Genomic DNA, 19529 nt, shown 5'->3' on the forward strand with positions numbered 1-19529 from the left:
CGGCGGGCCATGATCGTCAAAGGCTCAACGATAAATGCTTACTTGGCACCCAGTGCCAGTTTGGCAACTTGCGGCGCCGGCTGGTAGCCCGGAATCACCTGGCCGTCGGCCAAAACGATGGCCGGTGTACCGTTCACACCAATGGACTGGCCCAGGGCGAACTGCTTGGAAACCGGGTTGGCGCATTTGGCCGATTTGATTTCCTTGCCGTCGACCATCTTGTCCATGGCCGCCTTTTTGTCGGCCGAACACCATACGGCTTGCAACTGCTCGTCACCCGGCGAACCCAGGCCCTGGCGCGGGAACGCGACGTAGCGCACTTCCACGCCCAGCTTGTTCAGTGCCGGGATTTCAGCGTGCAGCTTGTGGCAGTACGGGCAGGTGGTGTCGGTGAACACGGTGATGTGGGTCTTGGTCTCGCCGATGGCCGGGTACACCACGGTTTCAGCCACCGGGATACCGTTGATCAGCTTGGACACACCCAGGCGCTCGGCCTTCTCGGTCAGGTTGACCGGCTTGCCGTCCTTGAGCTGGAACAGGTAGCCCTGGACGATGTACTGGCCATCGGCACTGGCGTACAGCACACGGCTGCCCTTGAGCTTGACTTCATACAGGCCGGCCATGGGGCTGGCGCTGATGCTTTCGATCGGGGTATCGAGCGCCAGGTTGGCCAGGCTCTTGCGAATGGTCTGCTCGGCCGCATCATCGGCGACCGCAAAGGTGGAAACCAACGCAATGGCTGCGGCGGCAATAATCTGGGTCAAGCGCATGGGAACTCCTGAAGGCAGAGGCAGGGACGGGAGCAGAATACTGATCTGGACCACAATGGATGCCGTCCCCTTTGCGAACCGGCAAAGCCTACCACAGTTGGGCGGGAGGGCAGACCGCGACAGGTAAAATGGGCCATTTCTGACGGTTTTATCCGCGCGGGTGATGCTTGGCGTGCATATCCTGCAAACGTGCGCGCGCCACATGGGTGTAGATCTGGGTTGTGGATAAGTCGCTGTGGCCGAGCAGCATCTGTACCACGCGCAAATCCGCGCCGTGGTTGAGCAAGTGGGTGGCGAAGGCATGGCGCAAGGTGTGGGGTGACAGCGCCTTGCCGATCCCGGCCACTTTGGCCTGGTGCTTGATGCGGTGCCAGAAGGTCTGGCGGGTCATCTGCTCGCCGCGCTGGCTGGGGAACAGCACGTCGCTGGGGCGCCCACCCAGCAGTTCGTGGCGCGCATCGCGCATGTAGCGCTCGACCCACACAATCGCCTCCTCGCCCATGGGCACCAGCCGCTCCTTGCTGCCCTTGCCCATCACGCGCAACACGCCCTGGCGCAGGTTGACCTGCTCCAGCGTCAGGCTGATCAGTTCGGTGACGCGCAGGCCGCAGGCATACAGCACCTCCAGCATGGCACGGTCGCGCTGGCCGATGGCCTCGCTCAGGTCCGGGGCCGCGAGCAGGGCATCGACGTCGGCTTCCGACAAGGATTTTGGCAACGGCCTGCCGAGTTGCGGCATGTCGATTTGTAGGGTCGGGTCGACGGCAATGAGTTTTTCCCGCAGCAGGTAGCGATAAAAGCCACGCACGCCGGAGAGGAATCGCGCAGTGGAGCGCGGTTTGTAGTTCTGCTCCAGGCGCCAGGCCAGGTGATCGAGGATCAGCTCGCGCCCGGCATTTTTCAGCTCAAGTTTTTTCTCCTGCAGCCAGCCGTTAAACAGCGCCAGGTCACTGCGGTAGGCCTGGCGTGTGTTGTCCGACAGGCCTTTTTCCAACCAGAGGGCGTCGAGGAAGCGGTCGATCAGGGGATGGTCAATGGCAGGCATGGGCACTCAAGCAACGCAGCACAAGGCAATACGCGAATTATTTAGTGAACTGTGGCAAGAGCCATTAGTCTTTCATAGCCCGCTAATTCAAGGAACAGGAAGCTTTAATGAACGAACAACAGATTTTGTTGGCTTTTGGCGGTATCGGCGTGGCCGCACTCGGCTGCCAGTGGCTGGCCTGGCGCCTGAAACTGCCGGCGATTCTGTTTCTTCTGCTGAGCGGGATTCTGGCAGGGCCGATACTCGGATGGCTCGACCCGCAGGAAATGTTCGGCCCTCTGTTGATGCCATTGGTGTCGTTGGCAGTGGCGCTGATCCTGTTTGAGGGCAGCCTGACCCTGCACCTGTCGGAATGGAAGGAAATCGGCAGCGTCGTCCACCGGCTGGTCACCGTCGGCGCACTCTCGACCTGGGCGGTGATCACCCTGGCCACCCACTGGCTGCTGGGTTTCGACTGGATGCTGGCACTGCTGTTCGGCACCCTGACACTGGTCACCGGCCCAACCGTGATCGTGCCCATGTTGCGTGTGGTGCGCCCCAAAGCGTCCATCGCCAATATCCTGCGCTGGGAAGGCATCGTCATCGACCCGATTGGCGCACTGCTGGCGGTAGTGGTGTATAGCTTTATCATCGCCAGTGCGTCGGGCGATGGTTTGAGCCACAGCCTGCTGACCTTCGGCGGCGTCATCCTCTGCGGCAGCCTGTTCGGCATCGCCGGTGGCTGGGTACTGGGGCAGATCATGCGCCGCCAGTGGTTGCCGGAATACCTGCATAACCTGGCGACACTGGCGGGCGTGCTGGGTATCTTCATCGCTTCCAACCAGGTGATGCATGAGTCCGGCCTGCTGGCGGTCACGCTGATGGGCATGTGGATGGCGAACATGAAAGGCGTGGATGTACGGCACATCCTGCACTTCAAGGAAAACCTCAGCGTGTTGCTGATTTCCGGGCTGTTTATCCTGCTGGCGGCACGCCTGGACCTGAACGCCATGATCGCCCTGGGGCCGTTCGTGTTGATCCTGCTGTTGATCATCCAATTCATTGCACGCCCGTTGAACGTGGCGCTTTCGACCTTTGGCTCGGGGTTGAACTGGCGCGAGCGCGCACTGCTGGCCTGGATCGCCCCACGGGGCATTGTGGCGGCGGCGGTGTCAGCGATCTTTGCGATCCGCCTGGATGAGGCTGGCCACGAAGGCGCGTTGTTGCTGGTGCCGCTGACCTTCGCGGTGATCATCGGCACCGTGGTGCTGCAAAGCGCCACGGCACGCCCCTTGGCCCGCCTGCTCAAAGTCGCTGAGCCGGCGCCTAGCGGCTTTTTGATCGTGGGTGCGAACGGCCCGGCGCGAGCACTCGGCAAGGCGTTGCAGCAATTGGGCAGCCGCGTGTTGCTGACGGATTCCAGCTGGGAAAACATCCGCGCCAGTCGTATGGAAGGCTTGCCTACGTACTTCGGCAACCCGGCCTCCCAGCATGCCGAATCCCATCTGGACCTGGTCGGCCTGGGGCACCTGCTCGCCCTCTCGCCTTCTGGCGAACTGAATGCCTTGGCCACCATGCGTTTTCGCCATGACTTCGGCCATCGCCTGTTCGCCCTGGCCAGCAGCCAGGAAAACCGTCGCACCGACAAGCACAAGGCCAGTCATGAACACCGCGGACACTTGCTGGGCAGCCAACCCTTGAGCTACACCAAATTGGCCAGCCTGCTGGGCCAAGGCGCCGAGTTGTACAGCACCAGCCTCACCGACGGCTTTGGCTGGGAGCAGTACCAGGCGTTGCACGGCGAGCGCGCCACCTTGCTGTTTGCCAGGGACACCAGCGGCTGGGTGCACGTGGTCTCGCCCGAGAGCAATTTGAAGCCCGTAGCGGGCTGGACCTTGCTGGCGGTCATTCAACCGCAGGCCAGCACCGCCGAGTAATCAGTCAACAAAGCCAGGCAGTACTGGGACAGGGCGTTTATCTGCGTCAATCGCGACAAAGCTGAATACGCCCTGGATCGCCTTTTCACGGCCATCAGCGCTCATGCTCTCGACGAACACTTCAACCTCGACCTTGAGGCTGGTGTTGCCGACCTTGATCACCCGACCGATCAGCTCAACGATAGAGCCAGCCGGGATCGCATGGTTGAAGTCGATACGGTCGGTGGAGACCGTCACCAAAGGTAAGCGACAGAAACGCGTGGCGGTGATGAACGACACTTCGTCCATCCAGGCCAGGGCAGTGCCGCCGAACAGGGTGTTGTGATGGTTGGTGGTGGGCGGGAACACGGCCTTGGTCACGTGGGTGACGGACAGGTCGGTGCGGCGCTGGATTTCTTCGAGGCGGGTGGTCATGGGTCAATACCGGCAGATAGGCAAATTTCAGGCACAAAAAAGCAGCCCGTAGGCTGCTTTTTTCTGCATCGGGAAGCTGGACTTAAGCCAGTTTTTCCTTGATGCGAGCTGCTTTACCGGACAGGTCACGCAGGTAGTACAGCTTGGCTTTACGTACGTCACCGCGACGCTTGACGGCCATGCTGTCGATTTGCGGGCTGTAGGTCTGGAAAGTACGCTCTACGCCAACACCGTTGGAGATTTTACGAACAGTGAAAGCACTGTTCACACCACGGTTACGCTTGGCGATTACCACGCCTTCGAACGCTTGCAGACGCGAACGGTCGCCTTCCTTCACTTTCACCTGAACGACAATGGTGTCGCCCGGGGCAAAGGTAGGGATCTCTTTGGTCATCTGCTCTGCTTCGAGTGCAAGGATGATTTTGTTAGTCATGCTGTGCTCCTAAGGTAAGTCAATGGACCTACCATCGATACGTTGTTAACTATCGTCCCGCGCGAGGATGTATTCCTCGAGCAGCTTCTTCTCTTCTCCAGAAAGCGAGCGGCTTTCCAGAAGATCGGCGCGTCGTTCATAGGTCCGACCAAGGGACTGCTGTAAACGCCAACGCCGGATGTGTGCGTGATTGCCACTTAGCAATACGTCGGGAACACGCTGATCCACATACACCTCCGGACGGGTGTAGTGCGGGCAATCCAGCAAACCATCCGTGAAGGAATCTTCCTCCGCGGAGTCCGCATGCCCTAAAGCTCCGGGCAGCAGTCGTGTAACCGCATCTATCAGGACCATCGCCGGCAGCTCGCCGCCAGACAGGACATAGTCCCCAATCGACCACTCTTCATCGACATGAGCTTCAATAAAACGCTCGTCAATGCCTTCATAGCGACCGGCAATCAGGATCAAACTTTCCTCATTCGCCAGTTCGCGTACCGCCGCCTGTTTCAGCTGACGGCCTTGAGGGGACAGGTAAATTACCTTCGCCTTCTCCCCGGCGGCTGCCTTGGCCTGAACCAACGCATCTTCCAGGGGCTTGATCTTCATCACCATGCCCGGGCCACCGCCAAATGGGCGATCGTCCACAGTGTGATGTCGATCCGTCGTGTAGTCTCGCGGGTTCCAACAGGTGAGCTGCAACAGCCCCTGTTTCACCGCCCGACTGGTGATGCCGTACTCGCTGATGGCGGAAAACATCTCGGGAAACAAACTGATCACTTCAATGCGCAAATTAGCCACGCTTAGAAGTCCGCGTCCCATTCCACCTTCATCTCGCCCGCTGCCAGGTCGACGGCCAACACGCATTGCTCGGTATAGGGCAACAGGCGTTCACGGTCATCCAGGCTGCCAGCGCAAGGCTTGACCACCATTACATCATTGGCGCCGGTTTCCAGAAGATGATCGATTTTCCCCAGCAATTGCCCGAGTTGATCAATAACCTTCAGACCTTCGAGCTGGTACCAGTAGTACTCGCCGTCGGTCAATTCAGGGAACAGGTTGCGCGGCACGCAGATCTCATAACCGGCCAGAAGACGAGCTTCTTCACGATCATCAAGACCCTTGAGCTTTGCGACCAGGAACTTGTCGCTCCCGCGTCCACTGACCAGCTCAACCTGCTTCACACTCCCTTCGCGCTTGAGCGTCCAGGTTTTGTACTGCAACAGGTTTTCAGTCGGATCAGTAAAGGAATACACCTTCACTTCGCCGCGAACGCCATGAACAGAGTAAATCTTGCCGATAACGATCAAATCATCAGCAACAGCTGGCGTCGCGTTCATATTGCTCAGGCTGCGGCCTTAGCCGAGTCCTTCAACAGTTTTGCAACGCGCTCGGATGGCTGTGCGCCAACGCTCAGCCAGTAGGCTACGCGCTCTTGGTTCACGGACAGACGAACTTCTTGACCACGAGCAACAGGGTTGAAGAAACCAACCTGTTCCTTGTGCGAACCGTCACGCGGGTTGCGGCTGTCGGTTACGGTCAAGTGGTAAAACGGGCGCTTTTTGGAGCCGCCAAGGGCAAGACGGATTGTTAGCATGTGAACATCGTTCCTGTAGTCGGTGCTGCAAATCTAAATGCACAGCGGGCATAGGTGCCCGAAAGGCCGCATATTCTAAGGAATATCCGGACTTTTGCAAATGTCTTTTTCTGGCGCCTATCAGCGTGCCATTCAGATCTGCTATAGAGCCGTCGGTTAAAACGGCGAGTCAGCGCCCGCCAACGGCGGGTTTGCTGGAGATCCCACATCCCTGTGGGGCGGAGCGCAAGCAAGGCTTGCGCTCGAATACTTTACATTTTAGGCACGCCGCCGCCGGGCAACATACCGCCCATGCCGCGCATCATCTTGGCCATACCGCCCTTGGCGGAGAATTTCTTCATCATCTTCTGCATCTGCTTGTGCTGCTTGATCAAGCGACCGATGTCCTGCACCTGGGTGCCGGAACCCATGGCGATCCGGCGCTTGCGCGAACCGCTGATCAGCTCAGGGTCGCGGCGTTCGGCCGGGGTCATGGAGTTGATGATGGCTTCCATCTGCTTGAACTGTTTCTCTGCCGCGCCCTGGGCGTTGCCCATTTGCGCCAGGTTCACACCGCCGATGCTGGGCAGCTTGTCCATCAGGCCGCCGAGGCCGCCCATGTTCTTCATCTGTTGCAGCTGGTCGCGGAAGTCTTCGAGATCGAAGCCCTTGCCCTTCTTCAGCTTCTTGGCCAGTTTGTCGGCCTTGTCCTTGTCGAGCGTGGCTTCGGCCTGCTCGATCAGGCTGAGCACATCACCCATGCCGAGGATGCGCGAGGCGATACGCTCAGGGTGGAACGGCTCGAGCGCTTCGCTCTTCTCGCCCATACCGATGAACTTGATCGGCTTGCCAGTAATGGCACGTACCGACAGCGCGGCACCGCCACGGGCGTCGCCGTCGACCTTGGTGAGGATCACGCCGGTCAGCGGGAGTGCGTCACCAAAGGCCTTGGCGGTATTGGCCGCATCCTGGCCGGTCATGGCGTCGACCACGAACAGGGTCTCGACCGGGTTGATCGCGGCATGCAGCGCCTTGATCTCGCCCATCATCTCTTCGTCGATGTGCAGGCGACCGGCGGTATCGACGATGACCACGTCGATGAACTTGAGCTTGGCTTCTTTAATAGCCGCGTTGGCGATGTCGACCGGCTTCTGGCTGAGGTCGGACGGGAAGAAGGTCACGCCCACTTCGCCCGCGAGCATTTCCAACTGCTTGATGGCCGCCGGACGGTACACGTCGGCCGACACCACCATCACGGATTTCTTCTTGCGCTCTTTAAGGAAGCGCGCCAGTTTGCCGGCGGTGGTGGTTTTACCCGCACCTTGCAGACCCGCCATCAGCACGACGGCTGGCGGCACGGCGCTGAGGTTCAGGTCTTCGTTGGCCGCGCCCATCAGGCTTTCGAGCTCGGCCTGGACGATCTTCACAAAGGCCTGGCCCGGGGTCAGGCTGCGGGACACTTCGGTGCCGACCGCACGCTCCTTGACCGAGTTGACGAAGTCCTTCACCACCGGCAAAGCCACGTCGGCTTCCAGCAACGCCATGCGCACTTCACGCAGGGTGTCTTTAATATTGTCCTCGGTCAGCTTGGCCTTGCCGGTAACGTGGCGCAGCGTCTGCGAGAGACGGTCAGTCAAGTTTTCAAACATGCGCGATCCTTTCAGGCCCTATTCATCGAAATGCAGGTAGACCGAGGTAATGGCGGCCCAGGCTGGGGGAAATCGCTATTAAAAACAGCGTTCGCCGAGCCTGCGGCGTGGGCAGGTCGCGGATTATAGCGAAGACTGCGCCCATGCACACCCGCTGTCTGGCCCGGGAGTCTTTCGTGCAACGCAGGTGTGTGCCAAACTCAACGCCTTTCGGGCTTGCCTACCAGGATTTATGCTCCCCTTGTCACCCAGTTTGCTACCCAGCCTCGCCGCCGCCATTTTGTATGCCGCTGCGACCCTCTATCAGGGCACTCGTCTGGCCCAAGGCGCCAAAGCGGACAAACGTCTGCTCGTCGGCCTTGGCGTGCTGGCCCTGCTAGCCCATGCCGCCAGCCTGTTCACCCACCTGATGACCCCGGTCGGCCTGGGCCTGGACTTTTTCAGCGCCGCCAGCCTGATCGCCGCGGCCGTCATCGCGCTGACGCTGCTGGCCTGCTACCGGATTCCGGTGGAGAACCTGCTGGTGCTGCTATTCCCCCTGGGAATGCTCACGGTGCTGCTGGCGCAGTTCACCCCCACCGGCACCGTACAGGTGATCGACGAGGAGCCGGGCATCCTCGCTCACATCCTGCTGTCCATCCTCGCCTACGGCATGTTCACCATCGCGGTGTTCCAGGCCCTGCTCCTGCTGCTGCAGGATCACCAGCTCAAGCACAAGCACCCGTCGGGGCTGATCAAGAACTTCCCGCCCCTGCAAACCATGGAAAGCCTGCTGTTCGGGTTCCTGTGGGCCGGCTGGACCCTGCTGTCACTGTCGCTGATCTCCGGCTGGCTGTTCGTCGAAAACCTGTTTGCCCAGCACCTGGTCCATAAAACCTTGCTGGCGTGCCTGGCGTGGGTCGTGTTCAGCGTGCTGCTGTGGGGGCGCAACCGCCTCGGCTGGCGCGGGCACAAGGCCATCCGCTGGACCCTGGCCGGTTTCTGCCTGTTGATGCTGGCCTATTTCGGCAGCAAGCTGGTTCGCGAATACATCCTGCATATCTGACGGGCAGTGATCATGGACAACTTGCCCTTAGGGCCGATGCTCGCCGTAATTGCCCTGCTGATCTTGTGGGCGGCGCTGTTTACTGCCATAGAAGCTGCGCAACAACACCTGCTGGCCCTGCGCCCTGGCACCCGCCAGGGCGACAAGGCGGCCGCCCGCCTCAGCTTCCCGCGCCATAGCCTGATCCTGTGCAACAGCCTGTGTCGCGCCGCCGTGGTGATTCTTTGCACCCTGCTGGCAATCTATGCCTGGGCAGAGAACGGGCCCTGGCTAGGCTGGCTGATTTCCTGCGCAGCGCTGCTGGTGCTGGCCGACTACCTGCCCCGCGCCCTGGCCACCCGTCACCCTCAGGCAGTGCTGGGCTTTGGCAATACATTGCTGGGCGTGCCGCTGAAAATCCTCTACCCCCTGGCCTGGCTGCTCAATGGCATCAGCCTGCTGTTATTGCGCCCGTTTGCACGCAAATCCGGCGTGGCGAAAAACAGCGACGAGCCCCTGCCCGACCATGATGACAACCCAGAGCCCGATACCGACGCCGACCGCACTCCCGGCCTGCCCGGTATCCATGCCCTGGACAACATCACGGTCAACGACATCCTGGTGCCGCGCAGTGAAGTGGACGGCATCAACCTCGATGAGCCAATAGAAAACATCATCGAACAGTTGCGCACCTCGCCGCGCACACGCCTGCCGGTGTTCCACAGCGACATCAACCAGGTGCAGGCCGTGCTCAACACCCGGCAGGTCCAACACCTGCTGCCTGACGCCAGCCTGACCAAAGAGGCCCTGCTCGCTGCCTGCCACGAGCCTTACTTCGTGCCGGAAAGCACGCCGTTGCAGCTGCAACTGCTGAACTTCCACAAACAACAGCGGCGCCTGGGCATGGTAGTGGACGAGTACGGTGAAGTGCTGGGCATCGTCACCCTGGAAGATATTCTGGAAGAGATCGTCGGCGAATTCGAAAGCGATCAGGCGGTGGATAACCCGCATATCGAAGCCCAGCCCGATGGCCGCTACATCATCGACGGCGCCGCTTCGATCCGCGAACTGAACAAAAGCCTGGGCTGGCACCTGCCCAGCGACGGTCCCAAGACCCTCAACGGCCTGGTGACCGAAGCGCTGGAAACCATCCCCGATTGCGCGGTGTGCCTGAAAGTCGGCCGCTATCGCCTGGAAATTCTCGAGACCGAGGACAACCGGGTGAGCAAAGTATTGATCTGGCATACCAGCCACGTGCCAGTGGCCGCCTGACCTCAGCAGGCTCAACCCGGTCAATGTGGGAGCTGGCTTGCCTGCGATGCAGGCGACTCGGTCCTTCAGTTGAACCGAGGTGATGCTATCGCAGGCAAGCCAGCTTCCACATTGATCCAGTTCCAGGCCATAGATCCTCACCAGCCCCTTGTTGGATCCTTAGCCCCCTTCCTATAATCCCTGCGGCTTACCCAAGCCCCGCCCGACCGCGTGCTACCCGCACTCAGCGTGTCCTGGCACCGCCTTACCATGTCCGACCGGCGTTTGCTCCCATCCCGAGCCGCTCCGCGCATAGCCCTGATCCATGGGTGTTCGACCAATAATAATCCGCGTCCAAACGCGCAATAACCGTCAGGGATAACGTTATGAGCACCACCTACCAAGAGGCCGCGAGCGCCGCACCTGCCAACTCGACCGCCCGCGTCGCCACGGCGAGCATCGTCGGCACCGCCATTGAGTTCTACGATTTCTACATCTACGCCACGGCTGCCGCCCTGGTGATCGGCCCGGTGTTTTTCCCACAGACCTCCAGCACCGCACAGATGCTGGCGTCGTTTCTGACCTTCGGCATCGCCTTTATCGCCCGGCCACTGGGGTCGGCGTTGTTCGGTCACTTCGGCGACCGCATCGGCCGTAAATCAACCCTTGTGGCTTCGCTGCTGCTGATGGGGGTGTGCACCACCTTGATCGGCTTGTTGCCGGGCTACGACAGCATCGGCGCCTGGGCCCCGATTCTCTTGTGTGTTTTGCGCTTCGGCCAAGGCCTCGGCCTGGGTGGAGAATGGGGCGGCGCGGCCTTGCTGGCGACCGAGAATGCCCCCAAGGGCAAGCGCGCCTGGTTCGGCATGTTTCCCCAACTGGGCCCGTCGATAGGCTTCCTGGCGGCCAACGGTTTGTTCCTGATTTTGGCCATGAGCCTGAATGACGAGCAATTTCGCAGCTGGGGCTGGCGCATTCCGTTCATCCTCAGCGCCGCGCTGGTGATGGTGGGCCTGTATGCGCGCCTCAAACTGCATGAGACGCCGGTGTTCGCCAATGCAGTGGCCAAGGAAAAACCCGTGAAAGTGCCGCTGGTGGAACTGTTCAGCCAGCATTGGCTGCCGGTACTGCTGGGCGCCGCGTCGATGGTGGTGTGCTATGCGCTGTTCTACATCACCACGGCGTTTTCGTTGAGCTACGGCGTTTCCACCTTGGGCTACAGCCGTGAAACCTTCCTCGGCCTGCTGTGCTTTGCGGTGCTGTTCATGGGGCTGGCAACGCCATTGGCCGCCTTGGCCAGTGATCGCTACGGGCGCAAGCCGGTGCTGATTGTCGGCGCGGTCCTGGCAATTCTGTCGGGCTTCACCATGGAGCCGCTGCTGACCCATGGCTCGACCTGGGCCGTGGCGCTATTTTTGGCCCTGGAGCTGTTTTTGATGGGCGTGACGTTCGCACCGATGGGCGCGCTGCTGCCAGAACTGTTCCCGACCCGCGTGCGTTATACCGGCGCATCGGCGGCGTATAACCTGGGTGGAATCGTGGGGGCGTCGGCGGCGCCGTTCTTCGCGACCAAGCTGGTGGCGATGGGCGGGCTGAGTTATGTCGGTGGGTATGTGTCGGCGGCAGCGTTGCTGAGTTTGATTGCGGTGCTGTGCCTGAAAGAGACGCGGGATAACGACTTGAACAAGGTCGCCTGACCCCATGCTCGTTCCCACGCTCTGCGTGGGAATGCAGTTAGGGACGCTTTGCGTCCCCAAGCGCGACGCAGAGCGTCACAAGAGGCATTCCCACGCAAAGCGTGGGAACGAGCGTGGCGGCTTAGAGCTCTACAACAACTGCTTGGGAAGCACGGGTCGCCTTGGCACGAGCCGCTTCAATCGACTCGTCCCGCGCCAGTGCCACGCCCATGCGGCGCTGGCCGTTCACTTCAGGTTTACCAAACAGACGCAACGCTGTATCCGGCTCGCTCAGCGCGGCGCCGAGGTTGGCAAACGCCGTCTGGGTGGACTGCCCTTCCACCAGGATCACCGCAGACGCCGAAGGCCCGAACTGACGGATCAACGGGATCGGCAGGCCGAGGATGGCGCGCGCGTGCAAGGCAAACTGCGACAGGTCCTGAGAAATCAGGGTCACCAGGCCAGTGTCATGGGGGCGCGGCGACACTTCGCTGAACCACACCTGATCGCCTTTGATGAACAACTCCACACCAAACAGACCACGACCGCCCAAGGCTTCGGTCACGGCTTTGGCTACGCGCTCTGACTCTGCCAGGGCAATGGGGCTCATGGCCTGCGGCTGCCAGGACTCCTGATAGTCGCCCTTCTCCTGGCGATGCCCTACCGGCGCGCAGAAGGTGGTACCGCCGATGTGGCGCACGGTCAGCAGGGTGATTTCGTAGTCGAAGTCGATAAAACCTTCGATGATCACCCGGCCCTTGCCGGCACGCCCGCCCTCTTGGGCGTAGTCCCAGGCTTTCTGCACGTCATCAGTGCTGCGCAACAGGCTCTGGCCCTTGCCCGACGAACTCATCACCGGCTTGACCACGCACGGAAAACCCAGGTCCTGGACGGCCTTGCTGTAGTCTTCGAAGGTGTCGGCGAAGTGGTACGGCGAGGTCGGCAGGTCCAGTTCTTCGGCGGCCAGGCGACGGATGCCTTCACGGTTCATGGTCAACGACGTGGCGCGGGCGGTCGGAATGACGGTAAAGCCTTCGGCCTCCAGTTCCACCAGGGTCGCGGTGGCGATGGCTTCGATTTCCGGCACGATAAAGTGCGGTTTCTCCGCCTCGATCACCGCACGCAATGCGGCCCCGTCAAGCATGTTGATCACATGGCTACGGTGCGCCACCTGCATGGCCGGCGCGTTGGCGTAGCGATCCACGGCAATCACTTCAACGCCCAGGCGTTGCAGTTCGATTACCACTTCCTTGCCCAGCTCACCGCAGCCACACAGCAAAACGCGGGTCGCGGTTGGCGACAATGGAGTTCCGATTCGGGTCATCTCAGGTCCTCAGGGGAGCGGATCATGGGGGAGAAAGGCCGGCATTTTACATGAACTGTAAAAATTGGCCTCAGTTGGCGACAGCCCGCCGGCGGATGCGCCAGGCCATGATCAGCCAGACCACGGTGACACCGGCGAACTTGGACACCAACGCCGTGCCCGCCACCGCCGGCGTCAGTGCGCCGATCAGGCCGAAAAAGATAAAGGTATCGAGGGGAATGCTCAGCGCCGAACTTATCCACAGGCGGTCATGCAGCGGGCGCTTGGTGATGCTGAACACCAGCCAGTCGATGCATTCGGACACCGCAAACGCCGTGGCACTGGCCAGGGCGATGGACGGGTCGGAGGTGATATAGGACAGCACCAGTGCCGCCAGCATGGCGATGATTGCGCCATGGCCGAAGCGGGTTTGCACCATGTCGCGCAGGATAAATACCAGGCCGCCCCAGGCGGACCAGATGATGTCCAGGTGTGGGGCGGTGGAGAAGGCGAAGTTGATCAGCACGACGCTGCTGATGTAGGCGATCAGGAAAAACATGGAGAATGGACCTGTGGGCAATGCCGCACAGGGTACACAATTACAAGGATGTCGTCTGGCAGGGCCTCATCGCAGGCAAGCCAGCTCCCACATGTGAGGGTATTCACACATCAAGGGTGGGAGCTGGCTTGCCTGCGATGGCGGCCTGTCAGGCGCCAGATTTTCCAGGGGTCATCCACACCATCCCACTCGCCACCGCCCGCTCATGGCACAACCCCAGCACCACCCGGCGCTCGGCGTTGTCCATGCGGCTCCAGCGCGTGATTTCATCCACATTGCGCTGGCAGCCGGTGCAGATATCGTCATCATTCAGTGCGCAAACGCTGACGCAGGGCGAGGCGACCGGTCGTTCAATCGTGCTCATTCCTGCTCGACCAGGTCACGGGCATAACGCTGCGAGTTATGCACATAGTGCGCGGCGCTGGCTTCAAGCATGCGCTTTTGCGCCTCGGTCAGCTCACGCACCACTTTGCCCGGCGAACCCATGACCAGCGAGCCGTCGGGGATTTCCTTGCCTTCACCGATCAGCGAGTTGGCGCCGATGATGCAGTGCTTGCCGATCTTGGCGCCATTGAGGATCACTGCGTTGATGCCGATCAGGCTGTAGTCGTCGACGGTGCAGCCGTGCAGCATGGCGTTATGGCCAATGGTCACGCCGGTGCCAAGGGTCAGCGGGTAGCCCATGTCGGTGTGCATCACGCTGCCGTCCTGCACGTTGCTGTTCTTGCCGATCAGGATCAGCTCGTTATCGCCACGCAACACCGCGTTGAACCAGACGTTGGCGCCCTCCTCCAGCTTGACCTTGCCCACCAGCGTGGCATTCGGTGCAACCCAACTGTTGGGATGGGTCTCGACGCGGGCGTCGCCCAGGCGGTATTTCATGGTTTTTCCTCACGGCATGCCATTTAAACGATGGCTTATAGATTGATGAAGCTCTTGGGCGGATGGTGCAGGCTGATCTTGGCATCGTCATAGAGCAGGTTGATCAGCTCGACAATCATGATTGCCGTCAGCCCCCAGATTTTGTATTCACCGAACCGGTAGCTGGGCACATACCAACTGCGGCCCTGGTAATCAATGCGATGGGTATGTTCGCGTGGGTCCTGTCGGAAAAAGTCCAAAGGCACGCTGAAAACGGCGGCAATCTCGGCGTCGTTGGCCAGGTATTCGACGTAATCGGGGACCACGCCCACATAGGGCGTTACGCGGATGCCGTGCAGGGAAATCAGCGGGCTCAACGGGCCGATGACTTCAACCAGCCCCGGCGGCAGGCCGATTTCTTCTTCGGCTTCGCGCAAGGCGGTAAAGATCAGGTCCGGGTCTTCGGGGTCGCGGCGCCCGCCGGGAAAGGCCACTTCGCCACCGTGGGTCGACAGGCCGCTGGCGCGCAGGGTCAGGATCAGCTCGGGTTCGTCACTGCGGGTAATCGGCACCAGCACCGCAGCCTCGGGGAAACGCCCGTCGGTTTCCAGAGTGTGGGGGGTGTGGTTGCTTACCCGGCGAAGTAGCTCGTCCAGCATGAGTCATCTCGGTCTGTTGGCTACCTTGCATCATGCACCAAAGCGTGCGAGCGCCCAACCCCAAAACCGCAGCGCTGTCGCGAAACGACAACTTGCAGGAACGCCCGGCACCGAGCCAAGATGTGCCCATTGTCCAGGAACCCCAGCATGAATTTCTGCAGCCAGTGCGGCAAACCGGTAACCCAACGCATTCCCGAAGGCGACGCACGCCTGCGCTATGTATGCGACCACTGCTCGACCATTCATTACCAGAACCCCAATATCGTCGCCGGTACCGTGCCGGTATGGGGCGACCAAGTGCTGCTGTGCCGCCGCGCCATTGAGCCACGCCTGGGTTACTGGACCCTGCCCGCAGGCTTTATGGAAAATGGCGAGACCGTCGAACAGGCCGCCATGCGTGAAACCCTGGAAGAAGCCTGCGCCCGGGTGCGCAACCTGAGCATCTATACCCTGATCAACGTGCCGCACATCAGCCAGGTGCATATCTTCTACCGCGCCGAACTGATCGACCTGGACTTCGCAGCTGGCCAGGAGAGCCTGGAAGTGAGGCTGTTCGACGAAGCCGACATCCCTTGGTCCGAGCTGGCTTTCCGCACGGTCGGGCGTACCTTAGAATGCTTCTTCGCTGACCGTCGCCAACAGGCGTACCCGGTACGTAGCGAATCTGTGCCACCGCTGTCCAAGCCCGCCCAATAACAAGCCGGCCAATGTCGCCAAAGGGATACCGTTTCAATGCGTTGGTTGCTTGCTCTGATCTGCCTGTCGTTCGCCACGCTGTCCCCGGCCTCCACGGTGCAAACCCTTGGCGGTAAAACGGTCGAGAAAGTCCTGGTACTCAAGTCCGCCCACCAGCTGCAGTTGATCAACGACGGCAAGCCGTTCAAAACCTACCGCATTTCCCTGGGCAAGAACCCCAAGGGCCACAAGCTGATCGAAGGCGACCGCCGCACACCCGAAGGCCTCTACTGGATCGACTGGCGCAAGACCAGCGACCGCTTCAACCTGGCCATGCACATTTCCTACCCGAACATCAGCGACGCCGCCCGCGCCCGCCGCGAAGGCGTGAAGCCAGGCAGCATGATCATGATCCACGGCACCCCCGACACCGAAGACTACCCGGAACAGTGGTTCCACACCCTGGACTGGACCGACGGCTGCATCGGCATGCGCAATGTGGATATGCGCGAAGTGTGGAATCTGGTCAAAGACGGCACCCTCATCGAGATTCGGCCGTAATCGCGTGCCGTTCGTAAAATAATTCGAAAATAATTCCTGCCCCAGGCAGCGCCTGCCGGTGAATACCAGTTCACCGCGCGGGACCCTGCACCTGTGCGCGCCACAAAGACCTCTCTAATACCACTTGACCCCAAGCCCCATTAAAGCGCCCTGAAACCGGGATTCGCACCGTTTTGGTAGCATTGACATGGTATTTAAGTGGTATTAGTTTTCGGCCATTACCGGGCGACAACACTCCAATAACGCATCGGAAACCTGACAGATGAACCCCATCCTGGCCCTGCGCCCCGACGATAAGCAATCCACGCCGCTGTACCTGCAACTGGCCCGCAGCCTTGAAGCAGCGATCCATGCCGGCCAGTGGAAATCCGAACAGGCCCTGCCTTCGGAACGCGCCCTCAGCGAGCAACTGAGCATCTCGCGGGTCACCGCCCGTAAAGCGTTGGAAGTGTTGTTGGCTCAAGGCCTGATCCGTCGCAGCCAAGGCTCCGGCACCTTCATCACGCCGCGCCTGGAACAACCCTTGTCACGCCTGTCGGGGTTCAGCGAAATGCTGCGGCTCAAGGGGTTTGTGCCCACGTCTCAGTGGTTGGAGCGCGACATCACCCCGCCGACCCATGAAGAACTGATCCGCCTGGGCCTGTCGCCCACCGACAAAGTGGCGCGCCTCAAGCGACTGCGCAAAGCCGATGACACGGTGATGGCGATTGAAATGACCGCCATGCCGGCCTCGGTGTTGCCCCATCCCCAGGCCATCGGCAATTCGTTGTACGAATACCTGGAAAGCATCGGCAAGCCCATCGTGCGCGCCTTGCAGCATATCCAGGCGATCAATGCCTCGGATGAGTTCGCCGCGCTGGTCGGCATCGCCCCCGGCACCGCCATGCTGCTGATGACCCGCGTGGGCTATACCGCCGATAACACGCCGATTGAAATCACCGACACCTACTGCCGCAACGATTACTACGACTTTGTCGCAGAACTGCGCCGCCATGATTATTCCGCCGAATTGCGAACTTAGAGAACTGCCCATGACTGAAGACAATATCCTCACGCCCAGCGGCTGGATGCGTGGTCGCCTGGTGCACGAGCACGGCAAGGTTGTCGCCATTGACGGCACGCCGTGCGACCCGGCCGACAACGACCTGCCCTACCTGCTGCCGGGCTTTATCGACCTGCATGTGCATGGCGGTGGCGGCGCGGACATCATGGAAGGTGCGGGCGCCTTCGAGACCATTACCCGTACCCACGTGCGTTTTGGCACCACCTCGCTGCTGGCCACCACCATGACGGCGCCGGTGGAAGAAATCTCCCGCGTGCTTGGTGAGCTCGGCACGTTCTGCGAACAGCGCCCAGCCGGCAGCGCCCGCGTACTCGGCGTGCACCTGGAAGGCCCCTACATCAATCCGGGCAAACTCGGCGCCCAACCCAACTTCGCCCACACCGCGTTGATGCAGGAAGTGGAAGCCTACCTGCGCCTGGCGCCGATCCGGGTGATCACCATCGCCCCGGAAATCGCCGGCCACGACGGCCTGATCCGCGCCCTCAGCGAACGCGGCGTGCGCATGCAGATCGGCCATACCCTGGGCAGCTATGAAGAAGGCGTTGCCGCCCTGGCCGCTGGCGCCACCAGTTTCACCCACTTGTACAACGCCATGAGCCCGCTGCATCACCGCGAACCCGGCATCGTCGGCGCCGCGCTGGCCCACGCCCAGTACGCCGAGCTGATCCCGGACTTGCTGCATGTGCACCCTGGCGCCATGCGCGTGGCGTTGCGCTCGATTCCCTGCCTGTATTGCGTCACCGACTCCACCGCCGCCGCCGGCATGCCCGACGGCGAGTACAAGCTGGGCAGCCACACCGTGACCAAATGCCTGGGCGGCGTGCGCCTGGCCGATGGCACCCTGGCCGGCAGCACCCTGACCATGGACCAGGCGCTGCGCAACCTGGTGAAAATCGGCCTGCCCATCAGTGAAGCCTCACAACGCCTGTCGCAATTTCCTGCGGACTACCTGGGCTTGCAAGAACGCGGCCGCCTGCAACCGGGCAGCTTTGCCGACTGCGTGCGCCTGGACCGCTCCCTGACACTCACCGACGTAATGGTCGAAGGAGACACCATTGACTTCAAAAATGCTTGAAGAGGCCCTGGCCTCCTGCGACGCCGTCGCGGCCCAACTGCAACGCCTGGACCCGATGCTGGAAGAAATCGCCGGCCGCCTGCGCCGCCAGCCACCACAGGTGGCGATGACCATCGCCCGCGGCAGCTCCGACCATGCCGCCAGCTACTTCGCCTACCTGGCCATGCAACACGTGGGCATACCGGTGGCGTCGCTGCCAATGTCGGTGGTGACCCTGTTGCAGGCGCCGATGAAAGTCAGCGGCCAAGTGGCGTTTGGTTTCTCCCAATCTGGGCAGAGCCCGGACCTGGTCAACAGCCTGCGCCTGCTACGCAAGCGGGGTGCCTTGAGCATCTCGATGGTCAACGCCGAAGACTCACCGCTGGAAGCCGCGTGTGAATTTCATGTGCCGCTGTGCGCCGGGCCGGAACTCAGCGTGGCCGCCACCAAGAGCTTCATCGCCACCCTGAGCGCCAGTGCACAGTTGGTCGGCCACTGGAATCAAGAAGCCGACTTGCTGCAAGCCTGTCAGGCCTTGCCCGAGGGCCTGCGTGACGCCGCCAGACAGGATTGGCACCTGGCCGTCGACGCCCTCAAAGGCAGCCAGCGCTTGATGGTGATCGGCCGTGGCGCCGGGTTTGCCATCGCCCAGGAAGCCGCGCTCAAGCTCAAGGAAACCTCGGCGATCCAGGCCGAAGCGTTCAGCAGCGCCGAAGTGCGCCACGGGCCGATGGCCTTGATCGACGAGAACTACCCTCTGCTGGTGTTCGCCCCACGCGGCGCCGAGCAGGCCGGCCTGCTGAGCCTGGCCGCCGACATGCGCCAACGCGGCGCCCGCGTGTTGCTGGCCGCGCCGGACGATATCGCCGAACGCGACCTGACGCTGAGCCGCGCCGAACACCCGAGCCTGGACCCGATCCTGGCGATCCAGAGCTTCTACGTGATGGCCGCAGGCCTGGCGCAGGCACGGGGCATGGACCCGGACCAGCCGCGCCACCTGAGCAAAGTCACCCGCACGCACTAAAGCGGCGTTTTCCTGATGA

General features: G+C 61.3%; 22 protein-coding genes. 9 read left to right on the forward strand and 13 right to left on the reverse strand.

All coding sequences use genetic code 11. The features are described 5' to 3' along the window. Window positions 1–38 precede the first annotated feature (38 nt). Window positions 39–770 (reverse strand): thioredoxin fold domain-containing protein, encoded by a 732-nt coding sequence (locus JMV15_RS20235; RefSeq protein ID WP_005791088.1) that lies wholly within the window; start codon window positions 768–770, stop codon window positions 39–41. A gap of 148 nt (window positions 771–918) precedes the next feature. Then, a complete protein-coding gene (gene xerD, locus JMV15_RS20240; RefSeq protein WP_014719783.1) occupies window positions 919–1815 on the reverse strand; it encodes a site-specific tyrosine recombinase XerD in 897 nt (298 codons plus the stop codon). Window positions 1816–1922: 107 nt separating this feature from the next. Between xerD and JMV15_RS20245 the strand changes: the two genes are divergently transcribed. After that, window positions 1923–3731, forward strand: a complete 1809-nt coding sequence (locus tag JMV15_RS20245; RefSeq protein WP_014719784.1) for a cation:proton antiporter — start codon at window positions 1923–1925, stop codon at window positions 3729–3731. On the opposite strand, the gene JMV15_RS20250 is transcribed toward JMV15_RS20245, so the two are convergent. The 6 genes from JMV15_RS20250 to ffh all read right to left on the reverse strand — a co-directional run bounded on the left by JMV15_RS20250 (window position 3732) and on the right by ffh (window position 7800). After that, window positions 3732–4145: an acyl-CoA thioesterase gene (locus JMV15_RS20250; protein WP_003193963.1), complete on the reverse strand. Its 414-nt coding sequence runs from the start codon at window positions 4143–4145 to the stop codon at window positions 3732–3734. An 82-nt stretch (window positions 4146–4227) separates the two neighbouring features. Beyond that, on the reverse strand, window positions 4228–4578 hold the full coding sequence (rplS, locus tag JMV15_RS20255; protein WP_003175895.1) for a 50S ribosomal protein L19: 351 nt from the start codon (window positions 4576–4578) through the stop codon (window positions 4228–4230). A gap of 45 nt (window positions 4579–4623) precedes the next feature. After that, on the reverse strand, window positions 4624–5397 hold the full coding sequence (gene trmD, locus JMV15_RS20260) for a tRNA (guanosine(37)-N1)-methyltransferase TrmD (RefSeq protein WP_153475158.1): 774 nt from the start codon (window positions 5395–5397) through the stop codon (window positions 4624–4626). Continuing rightward, window positions 5379–5915, reverse strand: a complete 537-nt coding sequence (gene rimM, locus JMV15_RS20265; RefSeq protein WP_003175898.1) for a ribosome maturation factor RimM — start codon at window positions 5913–5915, stop codon at window positions 5379–5381. Before rimM ends, trmD begins: the two co-directional genes overlap by 19 nt. A 5-nt stretch (window positions 5916–5920) precedes the next feature. Continuing rightward, window positions 5921–6172, reverse strand: a complete 252-nt coding sequence (gene rpsP / locus JMV15_RS20270) for a 30S ribosomal protein S16 (RefSeq protein ID WP_003175899.1) — start codon at window positions 6170–6172, stop codon at window positions 5921–5923. A 251-nt stretch (window positions 6173–6423) separates the two neighbouring features. Beyond that, entirely contained in the window at window positions 6424–7800 is a 1377-nt protein-coding gene (gene ffh, locus JMV15_RS20275; protein WP_038451409.1) for a signal recognition particle protein, read from the reverse strand. Window positions 7801–8032: 232 nt separating this feature from the next. On the opposite strand from ffh, the gene JMV15_RS20280 reads away from it, so the two are divergent. The 3 genes from JMV15_RS20280 (at window position 8033) to JMV15_RS20290 (ending at window position 11772) form a co-directional block, all read left to right on the forward strand. Continuing rightward, window positions 8033–8845, forward strand: a complete 813-nt coding sequence (locus tag JMV15_RS20280) for a cytochrome C assembly family protein (protein WP_003193966.1) — start codon at window positions 8033–8035, stop codon at window positions 8843–8845. 12 nt (window positions 8846–8857) lie between these two features. Further along, window positions 8858–10096, forward strand: coding sequence for a transporter associated domain-containing protein (locus tag JMV15_RS20285; protein ID WP_003193967.1), 1239 nt, complete (start codon window positions 8858–8860; stop codon window positions 10094–10096). A 365-nt stretch (window positions 10097–10461) separates the two neighbouring features. Next, a complete protein-coding gene (locus JMV15_RS20290; protein ID WP_038451411.1) occupies window positions 10462–11772 on the forward strand; it encodes an MFS transporter in 1311 nt (436 codons plus the stop codon). 121 nt (window positions 11773–11893) lie between these two features. On the opposite strand, the gene purT is transcribed toward JMV15_RS20290, so the two are convergent. The 5 genes from purT to JMV15_RS20315 form a co-directional block, all read right to left on the reverse strand. After that, complete coding sequence (gene purT, locus JMV15_RS20295) at window positions 11894–13075, reverse strand: formate-dependent phosphoribosylglycinamide formyltransferase (protein ID WP_019817237.1); 1182 nt, start codon at window positions 13073–13075, stop codon at window positions 11894–11896. 70 nt (window positions 13076–13145) lie between these two features. Beyond that, window positions 13146–13613, reverse strand: a complete 468-nt coding sequence (locus JMV15_RS20300; protein WP_014719786.1) for a preQ0 transporter — start codon at window positions 13611–13613, stop codon at window positions 13146–13148. 148 nt (window positions 13614–13761) lie between these two features. After that, window positions 13762–13977 carry a DUF1289 domain-containing protein gene (locus tag JMV15_RS20305; RefSeq protein ID WP_201491881.1) on the reverse strand — a complete coding sequence of 72 codons (216 nt, stop codon included), beginning with the start codon at window positions 13975–13977 and terminating at the stop codon, window positions 13762–13764. Next, a complete protein-coding gene (locus tag JMV15_RS20310) occupies window positions 13974–14495 on the reverse strand; it encodes a gamma carbonic anhydrase family protein (protein WP_014719788.1) in 522 nt (173 codons plus the stop codon). Before JMV15_RS20310 ends, JMV15_RS20305 begins: the two co-directional genes overlap by 4 nt. A gap of 35 nt (window positions 14496–14530) precedes the next feature. Beyond that, window positions 14531–15133: a CoA pyrophosphatase gene (locus tag JMV15_RS20315; protein WP_014719789.1), complete on the reverse strand. Its 603-nt coding sequence runs from the start codon at window positions 15131–15133 to the stop codon at window positions 14531–14533. Window positions 15134–15280: 147 nt separating this feature from the next. Between JMV15_RS20315 and JMV15_RS20320 the strand changes: the two genes are divergently transcribed. The 5 genes from JMV15_RS20320 to JMV15_RS20340 all read left to right on the forward strand — a co-directional run bounded on the left by JMV15_RS20320 (window position 15281) and on the right by JMV15_RS20340 (window position 19510). Beyond that, window positions 15281–15829, forward strand: a complete 549-nt coding sequence (locus JMV15_RS20320; RefSeq protein ID WP_003193976.1) for an NUDIX hydrolase — start codon at window positions 15281–15283, stop codon at window positions 15827–15829. A 36-nt stretch (window positions 15830–15865) separates the two neighbouring features. Then, entirely contained in the window at window positions 15866–16369 is a 504-nt protein-coding gene (locus tag JMV15_RS20325; RefSeq protein ID WP_014719790.1) for a L,D-transpeptidase family protein, read from the forward strand. 262 nt (window positions 16370–16631) lie between these two features. Continuing rightward, window positions 16632–17390, forward strand: coding sequence for a GntR family transcriptional regulator (locus JMV15_RS20330; protein ID WP_003193978.1), 759 nt, complete (start codon window positions 16632–16634; stop codon window positions 17388–17390). Window positions 17391–17400: 10 nt separating this feature from the next. Beyond that, a complete protein-coding gene (nagA, locus tag JMV15_RS20335) occupies window positions 17401–18507 on the forward strand; it encodes an N-acetylglucosamine-6-phosphate deacetylase (protein ID WP_014719791.1) in 1107 nt (368 codons plus the stop codon). Further along, complete coding sequence (locus tag JMV15_RS20340) at window positions 18488–19510, forward strand: SIS domain-containing protein (RefSeq protein WP_093113937.1); 1023 nt, start codon at window positions 18488–18490, stop codon at window positions 19508–19510. The genes nagA and JMV15_RS20340 overlap by 20 nt, the downstream gene beginning before the upstream one ends. The last annotated feature ends 19 nt before the right edge of the window (window positions 19511–19529 follow it).

Origin of the sequence: Pseudomonas paracarnis, from assembly GCF_904063055.1 — a bacterium.
In the GTDB taxonomy this organism is placed as follows: domain Bacteria; phylum Pseudomonadota; class Gammaproteobacteria; order Pseudomonadales; family Pseudomonadaceae; genus Aquipseudomonas; species Aquipseudomonas paracarnis.

Bases quoted from the DNA above. Each gene is read 5' to 3' on its own strand.
- rimM (WP_003175898.1), bottom strand. From the start codon at position 5,915: ATGAACGCGACGCCAGCTGTTGCTGATGATTTGATCGTTATCGGCAAG.
- JMV15_RS20330 (WP_003193978.1), top strand. From the start codon at position 16,632: ATGAACCCCATCCTGGCCCTGCGCCCCGACGATAAGCAATCCACGCCG.
- JMV15_RS20310 (WP_014719788.1), bottom strand. From the start codon at position 14,495: ATGAAATACCGCCTGGGCGACGCCCGCGTCGAGACCCATCCCAACAGT.
- JMV15_RS20280 (WP_003193966.1), top strand. From the start codon at position 8,033: ATGCTCCCCTTGTCACCCAGTTTGCTACCCAGCCTCGCCGCCGCCATT.
- JMV15_RS20285 (WP_003193967.1), top strand. From the start codon at position 8,858: ATGGACAACTTGCCCTTAGGGCCGATGCTCGCCGTAATTGCCCTGCTG.
- ffh (WP_038451409.1), bottom strand. From the start codon at position 7,800: ATGTTTGAAAACTTGACTGACCGTCTCTCGCAGACGCTGCGCCACGTT.
- xerD (WP_014719783.1), bottom strand. From the start codon at position 1,815: ATGCCTGCCATTGACCATCCCCTGATCGACCGCTTCCTCGACGCCCTC.
- JMV15_RS20325 (WP_014719790.1), top strand. From the start codon at position 15,866: ATGCGTTGGTTGCTTGCTCTGATCTGCCTGTCGTTCGCCACGCTGTCC.
- rplS (WP_003175895.1), bottom strand. From the start codon at position 4,578: ATGACTAACAAAATCATCCTTGCACTCGAAGCAGAGCAGATGACCAAA.
- purT (WP_019817237.1), bottom strand. From the start codon at position 13,075: ATGACCCGAATCGGAACTCCATTGTCGCCAACCGCGACCCGCGTTTTG.
- JMV15_RS20315 (WP_014719789.1), bottom strand. From the start codon at position 15,133: ATGCTGGACGAGCTACTTCGCCGGGTAAGCAACCACACCCCCCACACT.
- JMV15_RS20250 (WP_003193963.1), bottom strand. From the start codon at position 4,145: ATGACCACCCGCCTCGAAGAAATCCAGCGCCGCACCGACCTGTCCGTC.
- nagA (WP_014719791.1), top strand. From the start codon at position 17,401: ATGACTGAAGACAATATCCTCACGCCCAGCGGCTGGATGCGTGGTCGC.
- JMV15_RS20305 (WP_201491881.1), bottom strand. From the start codon at position 13,977: ATGAGCACGATTGAACGACCGGTCGCCTCGCCCTGCGTCAGCGTTTGC.
- JMV15_RS20320 (WP_003193976.1), top strand. From the start codon at position 15,281: ATGAATTTCTGCAGCCAGTGCGGCAAACCGGTAACCCAACGCATTCCC.
- JMV15_RS20300 (WP_014719786.1), bottom strand. From the start codon at position 13,613: ATGTTTTTCCTGATCGCCTACATCAGCAGCGTCGTGCTGATCAACTTC.
- trmD (WP_153475158.1), bottom strand. From the start codon at position 5,397: ATGGGACGCGGACTTCTAAGCGTGGCTAATTTGCGCATTGAAGTGATC.
- JMV15_RS20235 (WP_005791088.1), bottom strand. From the start codon at position 770: ATGCGCTTGACCCAGATTATTGCCGCCGCAGCCATTGCGTTGGTTTCC.
- JMV15_RS20245 (WP_014719784.1), top strand. From the start codon at position 1,923: ATGAACGAACAACAGATTTTGTTGGCTTTTGGCGGTATCGGCGTGGCC.
- JMV15_RS20290 (WP_038451411.1), top strand. From the start codon at position 10,462: ATGAGCACCACCTACCAAGAGGCCGCGAGCGCCGCACCTGCCAACTCG.
- rpsP (WP_003175899.1), bottom strand. From the start codon at position 6,172: ATGCTAACAATCCGTCTTGCCCTTGGCGGCTCCAAAAAGCGCCCGTTT.